This is a genomic window from Kribbella pratensis (assembly GCF_004366075.1).
GTDB classification, from domain to species: Bacteria; Actinomycetota; Actinomycetes; order Propionibacteriales; family Kribbellaceae; genus Kribbella; species Kribbella pratensis.
Window position 1 is genome coordinate 1,427,746 of record NZ_SODU01000001.1, and the last position, 17,942, is coordinate 1,445,687.

The 17,942-nt window shown below is 67.6% G+C and carries 15 protein-coding genes; 8 read left to right on the top strand and 7 right to left on the bottom strand.

Annotated elements, in window-relative coordinates:
- The first annotated feature begins 136 nt into the window (after positions 1 to 136).
- From EV137_RS06850 to EV137_RS06865, 4 genes are all read left to right on the top strand, one after another.
- The gene (locus tag EV137_RS06850) at positions 137 to 1,075 is read left to right on the top strand and encodes a lytic transglycosylase (protein WP_134127232.1); all 939 of its coding nucleotides are present in this window, start codon (positions 137 to 139) and stop codon (positions 1,073 to 1,075) included.
- 74 nt (positions 1,076 to 1,149) lie between these two features.
- Positions 1,150 to 3,099, top strand: coding sequence for a Stk1 family PASTA domain-containing Ser/Thr kinase (pknB, locus tag EV137_RS06855; RefSeq protein ID WP_134127234.1), 1,950 nt, complete (start codon positions 1,150 to 1,152; stop codon positions 3,097 to 3,099).
- Between the two features lie 30 nt (positions 3,100 to 3,129).
- Positions 3,130 to 4,020, top strand: a complete 891-nt coding sequence (locus tag EV137_RS06860; protein WP_134127236.1) for a DMT family transporter — start codon at positions 3,130 to 3,132, stop codon at positions 4,018 to 4,020.
- Between the two features lie 13 nt (positions 4,021 to 4,033).
- Complete coding sequence (locus EV137_RS06865) at positions 4,034 to 5,242, top strand: glycoside hydrolase family 15 protein (protein ID WP_134127238.1); 1,209 nt, start codon at positions 4,034 to 4,036, stop codon at positions 5,240 to 5,242.
- A gap of 9 nt (positions 5,243 to 5,251) precedes the next feature.
- Here EV137_RS06865 and EV137_RS06870 read toward each other — a convergent pair whose 3' ends face one another.
- The gene (locus EV137_RS06870; RefSeq protein ID WP_133786185.1) at positions 5,252 to 6,322 is read right to left on the bottom strand and encodes a glycoside hydrolase family 172 protein; all 1,071 of its coding nucleotides are present in this window, start codon (positions 6,320 to 6,322) and stop codon (positions 5,252 to 5,254) included.
- A 164-nt stretch (positions 6,323 to 6,486) separates the two neighbouring features.
- On the opposite strand from EV137_RS06870, the gene EV137_RS06875 reads away from it, so the two are divergent.
- From EV137_RS06875 to EV137_RS06885, 3 genes are read left to right on the top strand one after another with little or no spacing between them, the layout of a single operon-like run.
- Entirely contained in the window at positions 6,487 to 6,978 is a 492-nt protein-coding gene (locus tag EV137_RS06875) for a SigE family RNA polymerase sigma factor (protein WP_134127241.1), read from the top strand.
- Entirely contained in the window at positions 6,968 to 8,212 is a 1,245-nt protein-coding gene (locus EV137_RS06880) for a hypothetical protein (RefSeq protein WP_134127243.1), read from the top strand. The genes EV137_RS06875 and EV137_RS06880 overlap by 11 nt, the downstream gene beginning before the upstream one ends.
- Before the next feature lie 33 nt (positions 8,213 to 8,245).
- Positions 8,246 to 8,749: an SRPBCC domain-containing protein gene (locus EV137_RS06885; RefSeq protein WP_166679790.1), complete on the top strand. Its 504-nt coding sequence runs from the start codon at positions 8,246 to 8,248 to the stop codon at positions 8,747 to 8,749.
- 5 nt (positions 8,750 to 8,754) lie between these two features.
- On the opposite strand, the gene EV137_RS06890 is transcribed toward EV137_RS06885, so the two are convergent.
- Positions 8,755 to 9,273: a hypothetical protein gene (locus tag EV137_RS06890; protein WP_134127247.1), complete on the bottom strand. Its 519-nt coding sequence runs from the start codon at positions 9,271 to 9,273 to the stop codon at positions 8,755 to 8,757.
- Between the two features lie 379 nt (positions 9,274 to 9,652).
- Here EV137_RS06890 and EV137_RS06895 point away from each other — a divergent pair, with 379 nt between their 5' ends.
- A complete protein-coding gene (locus tag EV137_RS06895; protein WP_238175136.1) occupies positions 9,653 to 12,781 on the top strand; it encodes an amidohydrolase family protein in 3,129 nt (1,042 codons plus the stop codon).
- A 150-nt stretch (positions 12,782 to 12,931) separates the two neighbouring features.
- Here EV137_RS06895 and EV137_RS06900 read toward each other — a convergent pair whose 3' ends face one another.
- From EV137_RS06900 to EV137_RS06920, 5 genes are all read right to left on the bottom strand, one after another.
- A complete protein-coding gene (locus tag EV137_RS06900) occupies positions 12,932 to 14,053 on the bottom strand; it encodes a Gfo/Idh/MocA family protein (RefSeq protein ID WP_134127249.1) in 1,122 nt (373 codons plus the stop codon).
- Positions 14,054 to 14,106: 53 nt separating this feature from the next.
- Complete coding sequence (locus EV137_RS06905) at positions 14,107 to 15,087, bottom strand: serine hydrolase domain-containing protein (RefSeq protein WP_134127251.1); 981 nt, start codon at positions 15,085 to 15,087, stop codon at positions 14,107 to 14,109.
- A gap of 17 nt (positions 15,088 to 15,104) precedes the next feature.
- On the bottom strand, positions 15,105 to 15,863 hold the full coding sequence (locus EV137_RS06910) for an SAM-dependent methyltransferase (RefSeq protein WP_202870828.1): 759 nt from the start codon (positions 15,861 to 15,863) through the stop codon (positions 15,105 to 15,107).
- Positions 15,864 to 16,395: 532 nt separating this feature from the next.
- Positions 16,396 to 17,037, bottom strand: coding sequence for a hypothetical protein (locus tag EV137_RS06915; protein ID WP_134127255.1), 642 nt, complete (start codon positions 17,035 to 17,037; stop codon positions 16,396 to 16,398).
- 178 nt (positions 17,038 to 17,215) lie between these two features.
- Positions 17,216 to 17,431 carry a hypothetical protein gene (locus EV137_RS06920; RefSeq protein ID WP_134127257.1) on the bottom strand — a complete coding sequence of 72 codons (216 nt, stop codon included), beginning with the start codon at positions 17,429 to 17,431 and terminating at the stop codon, positions 17,216 to 17,218.
- Between the last annotated feature and the right edge of the window lie 511 nt (positions 17,432 to 17,942).

The window sequence follows — 17,942 nt, forward strand, 5'->3', positions numbered from 1 at the left end:
TGAACGACAACAATGTAGTTCAGCCTTGAATTGTAACCTTTGCGTTACAGGCGTAACACCAACCCCATTCGCCCCTGTTGTCACATCCGTACCAGCACATACGGTCAAGTGACGTTCACACGGGGAGTTGGTTGCGATGCGCAACGTCGTACGGATCTTGAGCGGCCTGGCGGTACCGGTGCTGACCGCGGCGGTGATCACCGCCGGCTCGCCCGGCTTCGGCGCGTACAAGGTCAAGGAGGGTGACACCCTCAGCCACATCGCCGGCCGCTACGGGACGACGGTCTCGACACTGGTCGCGCTGAACAAGCTGCCCGGCAACGGCAACGCGATCTACGCCGGCGAGGTGCTCAAGGTCCCCGGCAAGGGGTTGACGACCACCACGACCAGGACGCGCTCGAAGCTCGGCCGGGTGACGTACGTCGTGAAGCCCGGCGACACCGTCTCCGGGATCGCGAAGCGCTTCAAGTGCTCGCAGGCCAACCTGCTCGCCGCGAACGGGCTGAAGGCCGGCGCCCGCATCTACGCGGGCAAGCCGCTGCAGGTGCCGGTGAAGGTCCGCCCGAAGCCCCGGACCGACAACACGTTCGCGGGGCGCACGTACGCCGACCACGTCGTCGCAGCGGCCAACCGCAATCGGGCCACCCTGAAGAAACGCAAGCTGCCGACCCGGACCCAGATGCGCTCACTGATCGTGAGCACCGCGAAACGGTACGGCGTCGACCCGGAGCTCGCGCTCGCGGTCAGCTGGCAGGAGTCCGGCTGGAAGCAGCGGGTCGTCTCCCCGGCCAACGCGATCGGCGCGATGCAGGTCATCCCGTCGACCGGCCGGTTCGCCTCCCGGGTCGTCGGCCGCGAGCTGGACCTGCTGAAACCGCGCGACAACGTCACTGCCGGCGTCGTCCTGCTGAGCCGCCTGACAGGCGCCGCCAAGCTCGACATCGCGGTGGCCGGCTACTACCAGGGCCTGGGCGGCGTGAAGAAGAACGGCATGTACGCCGACACGAAGCTGTACGTGAAGAACGTCCTCCGCATCAAGGCCCAGCTGGAACGCGGGTGGGACCCCCTGCGGTGAGCCTGGCGCTGTCAAGCTGAGGCGTTATCTACACTCTCTGAGCAGACGGTTTGGGGAGAGGCGGCTCACCGCAAGTGACGGACGACGTGGACACGCAGGTCAGCGACCGCCTCGTCGGGCGCGTGCTCGACGGTCGGTACCGCGTGGACGCGCGCGTCGCGAAGGGCGGCATGGCCACCGTCTACGAGGCGCTGGACATGCGGCTGGACCGGACCGTCGCGCTCAAGGTGATGCACGACGGGCTCGGTGACGACGCCCAGTTCACCCGCCGGTTCGTGGCCGAGGCCCGCGCCGCCGCCCGGCTCTCGAACCCGAACGTGGTGGCCGTCTTCGACCAGGGCGACGACAACGGCACGCTGTTCCTCGCGATGGAGTACGTGCGCGGCCGTACCTTGCGCGACGTTATCCGCGAGGAGGCGCCGCTGTCCCCTGCCCGTGCGCTGGACCTGCTGACACCGGTCCTGTCCGCACTGTCGGCCGCCCACGACGCCGGCATCGTGCACCGCGACATCAAGCCCGAGAACGTCCTGATCTCCGACAAGGGCGTGGTGAAGGTCGCCGACTTCGGTCTGGCCCGCGCGGTGAGTGCCAGCGGCAACACCGCCACCCAGGGGCTTCTGATGGGCACGGTGTCGTACCTGGCGCCGGAGTTGGTCACAGACGGTAGTGCGGACGCCCGCTCGGACGTGTACTCGGCCGGCATCCTCCTGTACGAGATGCTCACCGGCAACAAGCCACACTCCGGTGACACCCCGATCCAGGTCGCCTACGCCCACGTGCATGCCGACGTACCCCCACCGTCGCTGGAGCAGCCGAGCATCCCGCCGTACGTCGATGCGCTCGTGCAGCGCGCGACCGCGCGTGACCGCGACCTGCGGCCGACCGACGCGCGGGTGTTCAGCCGGCAGGTGCACCGGGTGCGCAGTGCGCTCGACGAGGGGCTGCCGGACGACCCCGAGCTGACCGGTGACCTGACGGTGCCGATTCACCAGATCCGGCAGGACAGCGGGTACGACGACGGATACACGCGCGGCCAGGTGCCCCCGGACAGCCGGCCGATTCGCCACGACACGATCGTCGTACCGGTGGACCACGGGCGGCCGACCGGCGCTCCGGCCAAGACACCCGCACCGCCACGGCGCAGGTCCCGGGGGCCGATCGCGCTGATTCTGATCCTCGCGGCCGCGATCGGCATCGGTACGTCGGCCTGGTACTACGGCATCCACCGGTACACAACCACGCCCGACCTGGTGAACATGGAGCCCGCCGCCGCGAACGCGAAGGCGGCGGAGAGGGGCCTTCGAACGAGCCTCGACAACCAGGACTACTCGGAGGACGTGAAGAAGGGTGAGGTCATCCGCACCGACCCGAAGGCAGGTGACCGGATCCGGAAGAACGGTGACATCGGTCTCACTGTTTCCAAGGGACCGGAGCGGTACCGGGTGCCCCAGCTCGTCGGTCTGCAACTGGATGCCGCGCAGCAGGCACTGTCGCCGATCAAGCTGATCACCGGGCAGATCATCGAGCAGTACAACGAGACCGTGCCGCAGGGCAAGGTGATCGCGATCAGCCCGAAGTTCAACACGATCGTGAAGCCGGGGACGGCGGTGAACTTCGCGGTCAGCAAGGGCAAACGGCCGATCACCGTGCCGGACCTGACCGGCAAGTCGTACAAGGACGCGAAGAAGACGCTGACCAGGCTCGGGTTCGTCGTCGGGCGCACCACGCAGTACGACGAGAAGGTCGCCGAGGGCAACGTGATCAGCCAGAGCCCGAACAACGGCACGCTGTTCGCCAAGGACAAGGTCTCGCTCGTCGTGTCGCTCGGCCCGCCGCTGGTCGAGGTCCCGGACGTGAAGCGGAAGACCACTGCCGACGCGCAGAAGATCCTCGGCGACGCGGGCTTCAAGGTGACAGTGCAGAAGGCGCCCTTCAATCTCGGCCTCAACATCGTCGCGGCCCAGAGCCCCGGCGCCGGCCGGAAGGTGAAACCCGGCAGCACGATCGTGATCACCGTGCTCTGATTTTGGCCTACCCGCGACGGATCTGATCTGATGTCCGGCGTGAACCACCCGCGTCTCGCCGTACTGGCCCTGCTGTCGGTTGCGGCCGCGTGGGGATCGACGTTCTTCCTGACCAAGGACCTGCTCACCAGGATGGACGTCGCCGACTACTTGGCGTTGCGGTTCCTGATCGCGTCGGTCGCGCTGGTGCTGGTCCACCCGCCCGCGATCGCGCGGCTGAGCCGCCTGGACCGCGGCCGCGCCGTTGCCCTCGGCATCACGTACGGCATCGCCCAGCTCCTCCAGACCGAGGGCCTGCGGCACACCTCGGCGAGCGTCTCCGGCTTCGTCACCGGCATGTACGTCGTCTTCACCCCGCTGCTCGGCGCGGTCATCCTGCGGCACAAGATCGGCCGCTGGGCCTGGGTCGCGGTGGTCCTCGCCACGACTGGTCTCGGCGTACTGTCCCTGCGCGGACTCAGCCTCGGCCAGGGCGAGCTGCTGACGCTGGCGTCCGCCGGCCTCTACGCGCTGCACATCATCGGCCTCGGCGCCTGGTCGACGTCGAGGAACGCGTTCGGTCTGTCGTCGCTGCAGATGATCGTGATCACCTGCGTCTGCGCGATCGGCGCCCTGCCCGGCGGGTTCTCGGTGCCGAGCACCGGCGGCGACTGGGTCAGCGTGATCTACATGGCGCTGGTCGCCGGAGCCCTCGCGCTGATCGTCCAAACCTGGGCACAGGCACACCTGACTCCCACTCGCGCGGCGATTGCGATGACAATGGAGCCAGTGTTCGCCTCGGCGTTCGCGGTGCTGTTCGGCTCCGACAGCCTCACCTGGCGGATGCTGGTCGGCGGCGCTCTGGTCGTGTCGGCCATGTATCTGGTCGAGCTGGCACCACGGCGTAAGTTCGAGGCGGAAGTGCAGCACCTGGCGCAGTAGATTCGGGGGGACCATGCGGGAGAGTCGTCGGCGGGACCGGTGGTTCCCGTACGTCGTGATCGCCCTCCTGCTCGCGATACTGGCCGCCGGGACCGCCACCAACCTGGTCCGCAACCCGCAACCCCGCCTGGTCGCCGACGGCGTCCCCGGTGACACTGCGCCCGCACACACCAGCTCTTCGCTCAGGAGCGACAAGTACGACGAGCTGGTCCGGCACGCGCTGGCCGACCTCGACGCGCTCACCCTCCCGAACGGCGCGACCCTGGCCGGCTGGGACGGCCCGTGGCGGTACGTCTGGCCGCGGGACGCGTCGTTCGTCGCCGCCGCCCGCTGCGCGATCGGCCAGTACGACCAGGCGCTCGACGTACTGTCGTTCCTGGACCGCGTCCGGCCGTCGACCGGTCGCTGGCAGGCCCGCTACACCGATGCCGGCCGACACGTCGACGACGGTCGCGAGCCGCAGCTGGACGCCTCCGGGTGGGTGCTGTGGGCCACGTGGTTCTGCCGCTTCGGCAAGCGGTACTGGGACCTCGTCGAGGAGTCGGCCGACCAGATCCTCAGCGAACTGGGGCCCGACGGGCTGCCTGCGCCTTCCCCTGACTACTGGGAGCGCTCCGAGAAGGAGTTGACGATCGGAACGGTCGCCCCGTTGCTGACGGGCCTGCGGTCGGCCGTGCGGATCGCCACCGAGGAGAAGCGCCCGGCCGAGGCGACCCGCTGGCGGGAAGGTCTCGACAAGTTGTCTGCGGCAACCGACCGGGTGTTTGGGCCGGACTATCCGCGGACAGCGGCCCGAGCCAGGAGCTTTGTCGAGCCAGGTGTCGAACCGATCAGCGTCGGCGGCGGTGCCGACGCGTTCGTTGCAGTACTGGGGCCGCCGTTCGCCCCCGATCGGCCCGTCATGTCCACGGCGATCAACCAGGCGCACGCCGTACTCACGCAGCCCAACGGTGGCGTGACGCCTGGCGAATCGTGGCGTGCTGACGGTGTGTCCTGGACACCTCAGACCGCATTGTTCGCGTTGAGCGCTGCCGCGCGCGGGGATCGCTCTGGAGCCGAGGCACTGCTCTCCTGGCTCGACCAGCACCGGACCAGCAGCGGTGCGCTGCCCGAGAAGGTCAACCGGGACCTGGAGCCGGCCGGCGAGGCCCCACTCGCGTGGACTGCCGCACTGGTGGTTCTCGCCGACACAGCTCTCCAGAACCCGCTGCCGGTCCCGTAGTTCCTTTGGCTAGCAGATCTCCATCACGTCGTGCGTTGGCGCGTCCGGTCGCGCCGTACTCGTCTTGCCCGAGTAGAAGAACGCCGTGGACGAGATGTCGTCCTGCAGCGGCAGGTACCGTCCGCCGGAGCGCCAGCCGAGCGCCTGCACGTCAACGCGCAGCCGCTCCTTGAAGCGGATCGGGTCTGGCAGGTGGAAGCGGTACATGCCGAAGCGCTGCTGGCTCTGGTACTGCCCGTCCGGCCGGATCACCTGCGGCATACCGAGGTACGGCGTACTGAACTCGGTATAGCCACCCAGGTGGGGTACGTCGAAGTTCCACGCGCCACCGAAGTAGTCCTCGGTACCTGTGCCGCAGATGGTCGGGAACTCGTCGTCACCGTCCAGGTAGAACTTCACCTCGCCCTCACCCCACCAGCCGGTGCTGTTGACGCCCCAAGCCAGGTAGGTGCCGACGTAGTGCCCGGGCCCTTCCACACCGTCCAACAACGTGTGCACGGTCTTGGAGGGCAGCGGGTTGCTCCGGCGCCACTGCGCGTGCAGGTACGCCGACTTGTCCGGCACAGCGCCCAGCCAGTAGTCCACCTGGAAGTACACGACCACTGCCTCGTCGTGCGTGTTCTCGATGGTCAGCTGCGCCTGGGACTGGAACGGCATCTCCCAGTAGCAGTTGAAGCCGCCATTGGGGTTCACCGCCACCGGTAGCGAGCTCACCTGCGCGAACTTGCCCCAGCCGGAGCAGAAGAAGTCGCCGACCGGCGTCTCGATCGCGGGCGCGGCGTCGCCGTCCCAGAACGCCCGCAGTACCAACCGGCGCCAGTGGTCGACGTGCGTGGTCAGCCAGATGTGCGTGATGCAGCCGGACCCGGCGATGTCGGCCAGCGTCACGGTCTCCCCCGGCCCGATCTCGATCGACGGCGAGACCTTCCACCCCTGCCCGAGGTCCCGCGCCGCGTGCGCGCCGGTCCCCTCGGTCCGCCGTCCACCCTGACCGGGCTCGCCGGTGGGGTTCTCCGCACTGATGGAGCGCGACTCGACGTCGGCGAGCGCGCTGATGCCGCTGAGGTTCCCAAGAGTCATACCCGCGACCCTAGCGGTCCACGAGCTTCTGAGAAATCGATTGCTCATGCCGTGGACTCAGCCGTGGACTCAGCCGTGGACCCAGCCTGGACTCAGCAGATCGGCGCTTACTGTCGTTTGTAGTGGTGTAGGCCGGTCACCCACCGGCCGGGACAGGGGGCGACGTGACCTTCGACGAGTGGACCCGCACCGGTCTGCCGCCGCTGCTGCGATTCGCGACCGTGCTGTGCGGTACGCCGTACCTGGCCGAGGACGTCGTACAGGACGTGGCGATCAAGGCCCAGCGCAGATGGGACCGGATCGGCGGGCTCGACCACCCGGAGGCGTACCTGCGCCGGATGGTCGTCAACGAGTACCTGTCCTGGCGCCGGAAATGGTCGCGGTACGTGCCGAGCGACGACATCGAGACGGGCAGCAGCCCGGACCACGCCGACCGCACCGCCGACCGCGATGAGCTGATCGGTGAGTTGGCCAAGCTCCCACGGCGGCAGCGCGCCGTCCTGGTGCTGCGGTACTACGGCGGTCTGACGGACAACGAGATCGCCGAAACCATGGGCTGCTCGCCGGGCACCGTGCGCGCGCACGCGTCACGTGCCCTGGCGACCCTGCGCATCCAGTTCACCAGCGTGGCGGAGGAAGTGCATCATGCGTACTGAGGAAGACGTGCGAGACGCCTTCGACCACCTGGCCGGCACGGCGCCGCATCCCGGCCAGATCCGGCAAGCACTCGAGCTGGGCGGCCGGCGTGCTGCACACCGACGTACTGCGCTCATCGCCGTCACCGCGGTTGCCACTGCGACCGCAGCGGTCGCGGCTGTCCTCACGCCGCACTTGTTGCTGTCGGGCAACGACTCGGCGGATCAGGAGACCAGGACCTCGGCCTGGGCCAGGTGGGTCGGACTGAGCCTGCCGAAGAACGTCTACGCGACGACCCAGGTCTATGGCGCGAACCGGCAGGACTCTGAACTGCAGGTGGTGAACGGAACCCCGTGGCCGACGTTCTGCCAGCTCCAGGTGCATCGCAACGGCGATTTCGACCCGGGCCGGATCCCGCCGGGCAGCCCCACGGTCGCGCTCGGCGGGCACCAGGCCCGGATCGTGACGTCGACCAAGAACGCACCGTTCCCGCCCGGTCCCCAGGGCTACCGATTCCCTCTCTCGGGCGACCCGATGCAGACTCTCGTCTGGCAACCTGCCGAAGGGCTGTGGGCCTTGCTCAACTGCGAGTCGCAGCGCCGGCTCGGCACGCGCAAGATCCCGACGATCGACGGCCCGTTCGATCCGGACGTCACGATGGCGTCGACCATCGCGCGGTCGCTGTCGGTGGGTCCGCAGCAGCTCGGCTCACCGTTCGTCGCGGACGAACTGCCTGACGGGCTTGCCGCACGGCGGATCACCTCTTCGCCCGCAACGGGCAACGTCGCGGGATCCGGCGAGGACTTCGCGGTCATGTTCAGTGACGGCAACCCGGGCACGGGCTACCGGAAGCCGCCGTCCGGCTGCTCGCTGTCCTTCAAGAGTCCGCCGCCAAAGGTCTGTCCCGAAGGGAACCAGGCCTATCAACCGCAGGTCGGCGACGACATCGAGATCCGTTATTCCACCGGCGAATTCTGGGACAGTTCGAGCCGGCATGCGGCGCCGGTCGCGATCATCCAAGGGATGAAGGCGTACTACGTCTACGCCACCGGATTGGCAACGTCGCAGACCAAGAACACGGTGCCGCCCTACGACGCCGTACGGCTCGAGGGCAACGGGGTCGCGATCACGATCCGCAGCCTCGCCCCGAAACCGTCACTCAACGACCTCCGCGGCATCGCCGAGAACCTACAGCTGACCAGTTCACCCCAGAACCCGGCCACCTGGTTCGACGCCGCGACTTCGATTCCATGAGCGCTTATATTCATGATCGGTTATATTGTCGGCATGGACAGGCGGCGTGGGACGGTGTTCGCAACGGACGACGGCCGGACGGCGATCCGGTTCGAGCGGGTGCTGCCGCATCCACCGGAGCAGGTGTGGCAGGCGATCACGGATCCGGCCCGGCTGTCCGCGTGGTTCCCGGCGGTGGTGGACCTGGATCGCCCCGTGGGAAGCGCGTTGTACTTCGGGGTGACGGCGGAGCAGCAGCGGCGGTACGGGATGGCGGACGACCCGGACCGCACGCCGAACGGGCGGCTACTCCGGAGCGAGCCGCCGGAAGTGCTGGAGTACGAGTGGTCCGGTGAGATCCTCACCTGGGAGATCACTCGTACTGCGACCGGCAGCCTGCTGGTGTTCACCAATGTACTCACGGAGCCGGACGCCGCCGGGCCGGCCACGGCGGGCTGGGAGGCAGGGCTGGAGGTTGTCGAGGCTCAACTCGATGGCAAGCCCATCACTTGGGACCCGTTGGATCGGGCCGAGGAGTTGAGTGCCGCCTACGAATAGCGGGTTCAGCAGGCGCGGACCTTGGCGTCCAGGCCGTGGGTGAAGGAGAGGCAGGCCCAGGGGCGGCCCTGGTCGCGCTTGGCGCGGATGACGAGCGGGTAGGCGTCCGCGCCGCGCGCCTGCGGGTTCTTCTCGGTCGGGAGTGTGCCGACCGCTCCCCCGCGTGCTTCTGCCGCGGCCTGCACGTCTGCGACCGACACCGCGCTCCGGGCGTTCTTCTGCGCCGCGTTCTTCGCGTCTGTCGCGACCTGTAGCGCGAAGTCGATCTCCGGCGGCTTCGACCAGGCCGTCTGTGACACCGGGATGATCAGCCCGAACATCCCCAGCCCGACGCCCGTCACGATCTGCCGCAGCCGCCGGGTCTGGTCGGTGGCCAGCAGCGCGGCGCAACAGACCGCCAGCAGGGCGGTGAGGCCGCGGAGGATCCAATGCCGATCGAGCCTGCTGTCGACCGCGAGCCCGGCCACGACGGCGATCAACAGACAGAGCCCGGCCGCACCCAGCGCCCGAGCCCGCGGAGACATTGCCGCCCACGGAGACCGAGCCGGCGGAGACACAGATTGCATGACGCGACGATAGACGGCGGTCGCTCGCCGCAAGGCACCGCCCGCTGGGACTAGGGACAACCTACGGTGACTGGGAACAGGCTATTGCTTGTCTCCACACACCGGGGCCAAGCCAGGTAGGTGCCGACGTAGTGCCCGGCAGCGGGTTCTGGAGAGCAGTCTTGGTCCCAGTCCCGAGCCTGGTCTGCACCGACGGCGCGGATCAGGGCCTGCCTTGCCGCTTGTCGCACTTTCCGGGCCGTTGGGCGCGGGACGCGCCGGTCAGGTTCATGTGACGCCGACGGTGCTGGCAGATTCGGAGGAGTCCCACCGCCCTCGAGGGATTGGATCCGATGACGTGACCGAGAACCCTGGTTCCTGGAGCATTTCGCGGCGGCGCGCGCTGCAGCTCGGCGGAGGTGCCGCCGCCGTCGGCGCCGTACAACTTCCGGCGCTGCCCACCGAGGCCGCCGGCGTCTCAACTGGCCGACAGGCCGTACTGAGTGAAGGCACGAACCTCATGGCGTCCGTGTCGCCGGACGGGAAGTGGCTGGCGTTCGACCTGGTGACGGCGATCTGGGTGACGCCGGCCGCAGGCGGTACGTCGCGCCGGCTCACCGACGACCTGCAGGACGCGACCCGCCCGCGCTGGTCGCCGGACGGACGGTCGATCGTGTTCCAGTCGTACCGCGACGGGAACTTCCACCTCTGGTCGATCCGGCCCGACGGCAGCGGCCTGCGGCAGCTGACCAGCGGGCGGTACGACCACCGCGAGCCGCACTTCACGCCCGACGGCCGATCGATCGTCTTCTCGTCCGACCGCGGCGGCTTCGGCGACGGGGGCAACACCGCGGGAAGCTACGGCATCCACCGGCTCGACCTCGCGACCGGCGCGATCGTCGCGCTGACCGACACCACGAGCGAGGAGGCCGAGCCGACCGTCTCCGCCGACGGCCGGAAGATCGCCTTCACCGTCGACACGAGTTCGATCGTCGAACTCGACCTCGCCTCCGGTGTCCGCACGACGATTGTCAACAATCAGACCGGTATCACCCTGTTCGGGCCGTCGTACTCGCCGGCGGGCCAGCTTGCGTATGTTCGCCTGTCCGGTCCGGCCTGCGATCTGATTGTCGACAATCAGCAAGTCACCAATGGACAGGATGTCTTCGCGGTCCCACCGTCCTGGGCGTCGACAGACCTCTTCTACACGGCCGACGGCACGGTCCACCGGTACAACGTCGACGCCGGCGGCGAGCACAGCGTCGTACCGTTTGCCGCCACCGTCCCCGTGACGTCACGGCGGCCGCGGCCGAAGGCTCCTGATCTCGAGTCGACGGGCAAACGGGCGGTGCAGGGGATCGCGAGCCCGACCGCGTCGCCGGACGGAAAATGGCTCGCGTTCCGCGCGTTGAACGCCCTGTGGCTGGCGTCGATCGACGGCAGGACACCACCCCGCAAGGTGGTTGCCGACGGCTACTTCAATTCGGACCCGGACTTCTCGCCGGACGGCAAGAAGTTGCTCTACGCAAGCGATCGCGACGGCACAGCGGACCTGTGGCTGCACGACCTGGCGACCGGCACCGACACCAAGCTGTCGGGTCTCCCGGGTGCCCAGACCGCGCCGCGTTTCGCACCCGACGGGCAGCGGATCGCCTACCAGGACCAGGACGGCATCGCCTGGGTGCTCGACCTCGCATCGGGCGAGGTCCGGCAGCTGACGCCGACCCTGTTCCAGCCGGGGCGGGTCAGCTGGTCGCGCGACGGCAAGACGCTCGTCCTGGCCGCGGTGAAGCCGTTCTCCAAACGTTTCCGCGAGGGCACCAGCCAACTGCTGTACGTCGATGTCGCGTCGACCGCGCTCGAGTACGTCGAGCCGATGCCGTTCCGCTCGCTCGCCACCCGCGGCGACGACGGCCCCGTGTTCTCACCCGACGGCAAGCAGCTGGCCTTCGTCGTGGAGAGCCTGCTGTACGTCGTACCGGTCGATGCTCGAGGCCGCTTCACCGGCGAGCCGCGCGCCGTGACCAACGAAGTCACGGACTCCCCCGTGTGGCTGAACAACCACACGTTGGCCTACCTGAACAACGGACGGTTGCGCACGACAACTGGTGAGACGATCAAGCTCGACCTGCAGTACCGGCGCGCGACAGTCAACCAGCACGTCACGATCCACGCCGGCGCCTTGTGGGACGGACGCGCGACCACGCTCCGCCGGGACGTCGATCTGATTGTCGACAATCAGCGCATCGCCGCCGTACGACCGCACAGCGGCCGCGCCGACATCGACGCGTCCGCATTGACCGTGATGCCCGGGTTGATCGACGCGCACAACCACTGGCATCTGCGCGGACGGGCCTGGGGCGCGCGGCAGGGGAACCTATGGCTCGCGTACGGGATCACGAGTACGCGCTCTCCGGGCGATCCGGCGTACCAGATGCAGGAGACCCGGGAGGCGCTCGTCAGCGGGTCCTTGCGCGGACCGCGGTACTTCGCGACCGGTGAGGCGATCGACGGGTCGCGCGTGTACTACAACTTCATGCGGCCGACGTTGTCACTGCGGCAGCTCGGTCTGGAACTCGATCGGGTCGAGGGGCTCGCGTACGACCTGGTGAAGACGTACGTGCGGTTGCCGATCGAGTATCAGCGGCGGGCGATCGCTTACGTGCACCAACTCGGGCTGCAGTTGTCGTCGCATTACCTCTATCCCGCGGAGCATCTCGGGATGGACGGGATGGAGCACACCGGCGCGACGAACCGGCTCGGGTACTCACACACGGTCAGCCGGCTGGGACGCGCGTACGCCGACGTGGTCACACTGTTCACGCGGGCCGGCCTGTCCGTGACGCCGACGCTCTTCAACTCGACGATGGCGCACGTCGACGATCCGTCCCTGCTCACGGACCGACGTACGACGACGCTCTACCCGTCCTGGGAGTACAACGCATTGATCACCGAGGTGAACACCGCGAAGGGCCCGGCCGGCGTCACCACGCGAGAACTGCTGCGCGGGAACGTCGACATGGTCCTCCGCATCCACCGCGGCGGCGGGCTGGTCATCTCCGGCACCGACACTCCCCTCGACAACATGGCCGTGTCGCTGCACGCGAACCTCCGCTCGATGGTCGCGGGCGGCTTCACGCCGTACGAGGCGCTCACGACAGCGACGCGCAACCCGGCGAAGTGGCTCAACCTCGAGGACAAGCTCGGCGTCGTGAAGCCTGGAGCCCAGGCCGACCTGTCCTTCGTCAGCGGAGACCCGTTGGCCGACATCCGCGCGGCCGCCGCCGTACAACAGGTGATGATCGCCGGCAACCACCACACCGTCGACGACCTACTGGCGCCGTACGCGTCCACCAACAACCTGCAGCCCACCGTCCACACCGCCAACGCCCCACAACCCCTGACCCGCAACCAAGCTCATGCCCATGACGCCGACTACTGGTGGCACGAACCCGAATGGCTCCACCGAGCCTGCTGCGAAAGCTAGAAGAGCATGCAGTAGTTGTGCAGGTCGACAGTACGTATACGTCCACTGTCCGGCGATCCGGCAGACCGCACGGCGTGCGGTGACGGGTATGAGACATATACGTACTGTCGAGCTGCCGCTTCCTGTGAACCGCGTCCCTGCGAATGCCGCTCAGAAGGTTGTTGTGAGGTCCTGGGTTTGGCCGGTTGCTGCCGCGCGGTACGCGGACTCGATGATGTCGATGACGTGGCGCGCGTGTTCGGCGGTGACGATCGAGGGCTTGCCGTCGCGGACCCAGTCGACGAGCTGCATCACGTCCTCGTACACGTGCTGCTCCTCGATCTTCCGGTGTACGCCGGTCACGTGCGGAAGGAGCGCCTGGTTTCCGGGCCCGCGGGGCGACTGTTCGGACGGGTTGCGGTTGGGGAAGTCGAACGGTTCGCCGTTGAGCAGAAGCCCGTCGATCGTTCCCGCCGTACCGTAATAGGCGCCGCCGAACCCTCCCCGCATCCCGCCCGCGGCGGTGCCGGTCGCAACGCAGAACAGGTTGTCGCCGAAGTCGATCAGGATGACAGTGTTGTCGTCGGCATCAGTCTGTACGTCGACGCCTCCGCTCGTGCGGACAGGGACGCGTACGCCGGACATTGCCGTGACCCGCCGCGCCGGGCCGAGGATCCCGGTCACGGAATGCAGCGCGTAGACCGTCATGTCGTACAGCGGTCCGCCGCCGGGTTTGCGGAAGTACCACGACGGATCGATGTTCGTGAGTACGTCGTTCCCGCCGCGCACGGACTCGTCCTCGTGGTAGGTGCCGAACGCCGCACCGCAGCTCACCCACGACAGCGTCCCGATCGCGCCCTCGGCGATCAGCTCCCGCGTCCGCACATGATGCGGCCGCAGCATCTCCCCCGGTGACGCGACGATGCGCAGATCGTTCTCCGCCGCGAGCTCGATCAACTCGGTCGCCTCCGCGACGGTCAGCGTCATCGTCTTGTTGAAGTGCACGTGCTTGCCGGCCTGCAACGCGAGCTTGCCCTGCTCGTAGTGCAACCCGATCGGAGAAGCGATCGTCACCGCATCGACGTCGCCGCGCGCCAGCAACTCTTCGTACTGGACGAACGCCCGATCGACCCCGAACTTCTCGGCCGCCGCTTCCGCCCGCCCCGGCACCGGGTCACACACCGCTGCCAACGACACCCGGCCGGCCAGATCCGGCTGCCCCAGGTGTGGAAGGAGCCCGCGAACCGAGATACTCCCCGCGCCGACAACACCGATCCGCACAGAATCCGCCATACCGGCAATGCTATTGGCGTTCACCGAGCCCTGCGGCCGTGCGCGTTTCTGCTTCAGATGCCGAGCTCGTCGTTGAGGACCTTGATGATCGGCCAGGCGCCGTCGGACCAGTTCGAGATGACGGTGTAGGTGATCGCTGACGAGCGCTTGTGCAGGCTGGCGAACGACACGCCTGCGTCGTACCCCTCCAGCCAGACGGCATCGCCTGTCGCGTGGAGGTGGAACCCGAGGCCGTAGCGCCTGGACTCCTCCGGCCAGTCGCTGCGCGGCCGCACCATCTCGGCGACGTGCTCCGGGGAAACGATCCGTCCGGCGAACAGTGCGTCCCACAAGGCGCTGAGGTCGGCAGCGGTCGAGTAGATGCCGCCGTCTCCGTTGCCGAGCACGGGGAGATGGAACACGTTCGTTCGCAGGCCGTCGACCGACAGGTAGCCGAGGGCGGCGCGGCCTGGGAGTTCGTCGGAGCGTAGGAACTCCGTGTCGACCATGCCCGCCGGCTCGCAGACCAGCGTACGAACCAGCTGGTGGAAGTCGATGCTGCTCGCCCGTTCGGCCAGCAGGGCGAGGACGACGTAGCCGCCGTTGTTGTACACGAACCGCTCGCCGGCCGGGAACACGGTCTTGTGCCCGCCCAGCACTGGCAGGAACTGTTCGGTCGTCGCAAGCTCGTGAACCGACACCGGCATCACGTAGTCGGTGATGTCGCCGTCTTCAGGGAAGTAGTCGCCGATCCCGGACCGGTGCGCCAGCAGGTGCTCGATCGTCACGTCATCGGCGATCAGCGGCAGGTCCTTGCCGAGCAGCGAACGAGCGGTGGTCTTGAGCTCGAACGTCCCACGCTCAATCAGGCTCATCACCGCGAGCGCCGTGAGACTCTTCGTTCCACTCGCCGTCGCGAACTGGGTCTCGACCGTATTGACGATCCCATGCGCCCGATCGGCGTACCCATAAGCCGTGCAGACCTCAGTCACACCCGCCCGATCGACACGAACCACCCCTGAGAACCCGGTGCGCTCAACCGCCCTCTCCAACACGATGCTGAAGCTACCAGCTACGTGTTGTGATGGGCGATGACTCGGGTGAGGCCGAGGGTTCGGCCAGCGTCGGCGTGGAGCATTTGGGCTTCCTCACGTCCCGGCGTACCGCTGTCGCGATCGCATGCTTCGTTCCACTGCAGCCAGTCCCGCCACCCGTCGGGGAGGCGATCGGCGACCTCGACGGTGACCAGGCCGGTCTTCTCCCAGTGCCGGCGCCACCAGACTGGGCTGTGCCAGGCGCAGAAGTCCCACTGCCAGTACAGCGCGAGGTGTGGCGGCGGAAGCATCTCGTACTCCTCGGCAAGACCGGGCTGGATGATGCCGATCCGACCACCAGGTTTCACGAAGCGCGAGTAGTAGCCGAGGTAGAGGTCGTCGGTGCCGAAGTAGTGGTAGGCGCCGATGCTGACGAGCGCATCGAAGAACCCCTCGGCGAACGGCAACGCGTGAGCCTCGGCATGCACCGGATGCACCCGCCCCTCGAGCCCCGCCTCAGCCACCCGCCGCAGGTTCTCATCGGGCTGCACCCACAGGTCGGCAGCCCAAACCTCAACCCCGAACTCCTTGGCGAGAAAGATCGAACTCAGCGCAGTGCCACACCCCATGTCCAGCACCCGCATCCCAGCCTCAAGCGACATGAGCTCGGTGAGAGCCTCCGCCTGCCACACCGGGTTCGGCCCCATCGCCCCATCAACCATCCACCGCCCCGGGTACGCCGCAGCCCGCGGATACCGCTCATTCCTCAGCAGCACGTCAAGCTCAGCATCATCCACGCCACCGCACTCTGCGCGACCACCTGGGCCCAGGCAACCGGTTATTGGGCCCTGCTGTCCGATGTGTGCGTGGAGATCAGCCCGAGCCGAGGTCATGGGACAGGCAATGGTGGGTCGGCACCTGCTATTGCCTGTCCCCAGTCACCGCCGCCTGTACCCAGTCACCGCTGCCTATCCCCACTCCCGACCGCCGCCCCGCCAACCGTCGCCCAGCCCGGTCGCTGCGCCCCTGCGGCGACCAAACGACGGGTTAACCCCGGCTCTTCTGACGCGCTTCTCGGACCGCGGTTGTGCAGAACGCCTACGAGGTGATGCGCCGGCGCAACCGACCGGGTATCTACGCGGAACGACTGTCTTGTCCGGGGATCAGGCCGAGTCGTGGCGTTTGGTTGGCACCGGGAACCGCGAGTCGTGGATCGAGGCTGCGATTGGCCACCGAATCCCACGACTCGAGGATCGGGGGTGGCTGCGGTAGGGCGGTGGAGGGGCGCCGGAGCAACCCAACCACCCACACATCCGTCACAAGCGCCAGCTATTCGCTGACAGTGAGGTCCAGCGGCGCCAACAGCATGCTCCCGGTCTCAGTCTGCAGTACGACGACCAACGTCCACTGGCCCGGCGGGACGGCGTATCCCAGCTCAGGAACCATCGAAGCCGTCCCGATCAGGACAGGGACCGGACGAGTCTGCTGAGGTGCGATCTCGAAGCCCACCCGTGCCAGGGTGTGCGGGCCGGCGAAGCGGCCGACCACGGCGCCAGAGCTGTTGGTCACTGCGGAGGACAACTCGCCATTGGTGATCAACAACTCCGTGCGCTCGGTGCGATTCGTGATCAGCAGGTCCCGGTGCGCGTGTCGTCCACTTCGGACCGTCAACGGAGCGAGCGGTTCGACGCCGAACCCAGCGCCTTCAGCTGGCTCGCCGTGGACCTGGAGCAGGTGCGCATTCCCCAACAGTTCTCGGCCCGGAAACCTCATCATCCCAACATGCAGATCGAGCAGGTCGCCGTACCTCGCGTGGAAGTCGGCAGCGATGTCGGTCGCCCACGCGGCCAGCCCAATCCGAATCCGCTTCTCCGACCGCTCGCTGTCGGGGTCAGGCAGGAACATGAACGCGTCCGGCGATTCCTCGAGCAACCGCCGCAACTCCGCCCGCAAGCTGTCCCAGCCACCCACAACCCGACCATAACGCCTTCACCTACAGCCAAAAGACGCCGCAGCCGTGGCACGCACAATGTCAGCCATGCTCCCGCTCTCCAGGGTGGCGATCGAGCTCGACGACGAGGAACCCGCGTCGTGCGCCGCACCACCACCCTGCCGGTCCGCAACATCAAGGCCGACCGACCACGTCACGTCACGTCTCGTCGCAATAGACCTCGACCGCCGTCGGTAGCGCCGACTCCAGGACAGGCCATTCCGGACGCTGGTTCACCGAGGCGACCCAGTCCGGTAACTGTTTCCCGTCGCCGGGGAACCACCACTCCGAGTGTGATCCCAGCACCTCGAGCCGAGGCGTCGGCAGGTACTGGAGATCGCAGTGGAACTGCAGATACTCGTCGGAGTCAGGCAACCCCGAACTGCCTGGTCAGATCGAAGTGAAAGCGGGGCTCGCCGGAGAAGTCATAGATCCCGAACTGGTACAGGAGACCATCGGAGTCTGGCTCCCTCGGCACATCGAACTCGACTCTGCTGAACGAGCCGAACACCGACCACGCGCTCGCCGCGGACAACGACCCCACCGTCAGGCCCGCCTGATGCACAAGGGTGCGAAACACCTCGGGAGAACCCCACGGACTCGGCTGCCGACCACGCATCAAACGACCCCAATCCCATGCACCAGTTGAGCAACCTACGGCAACGGGCCGACCACGGCGGCCTCTCAGTTTCCTAGACGAGGTGTCAACTATCAACTGGCACGTAATCGTCAACCATGCGTTCCCCAATACTTTGGTCTGGGCCGGCGCGATCGACAGGTTGCGTCGCCGCCGAGCTGACCGGTGATTGCCAGGCGGTCTGCGGCCCGCCGATCCCGGCGACTTCAACGCTCAGCTGCAGGGGTGGTTGCTGAAGGCAACGCCGGA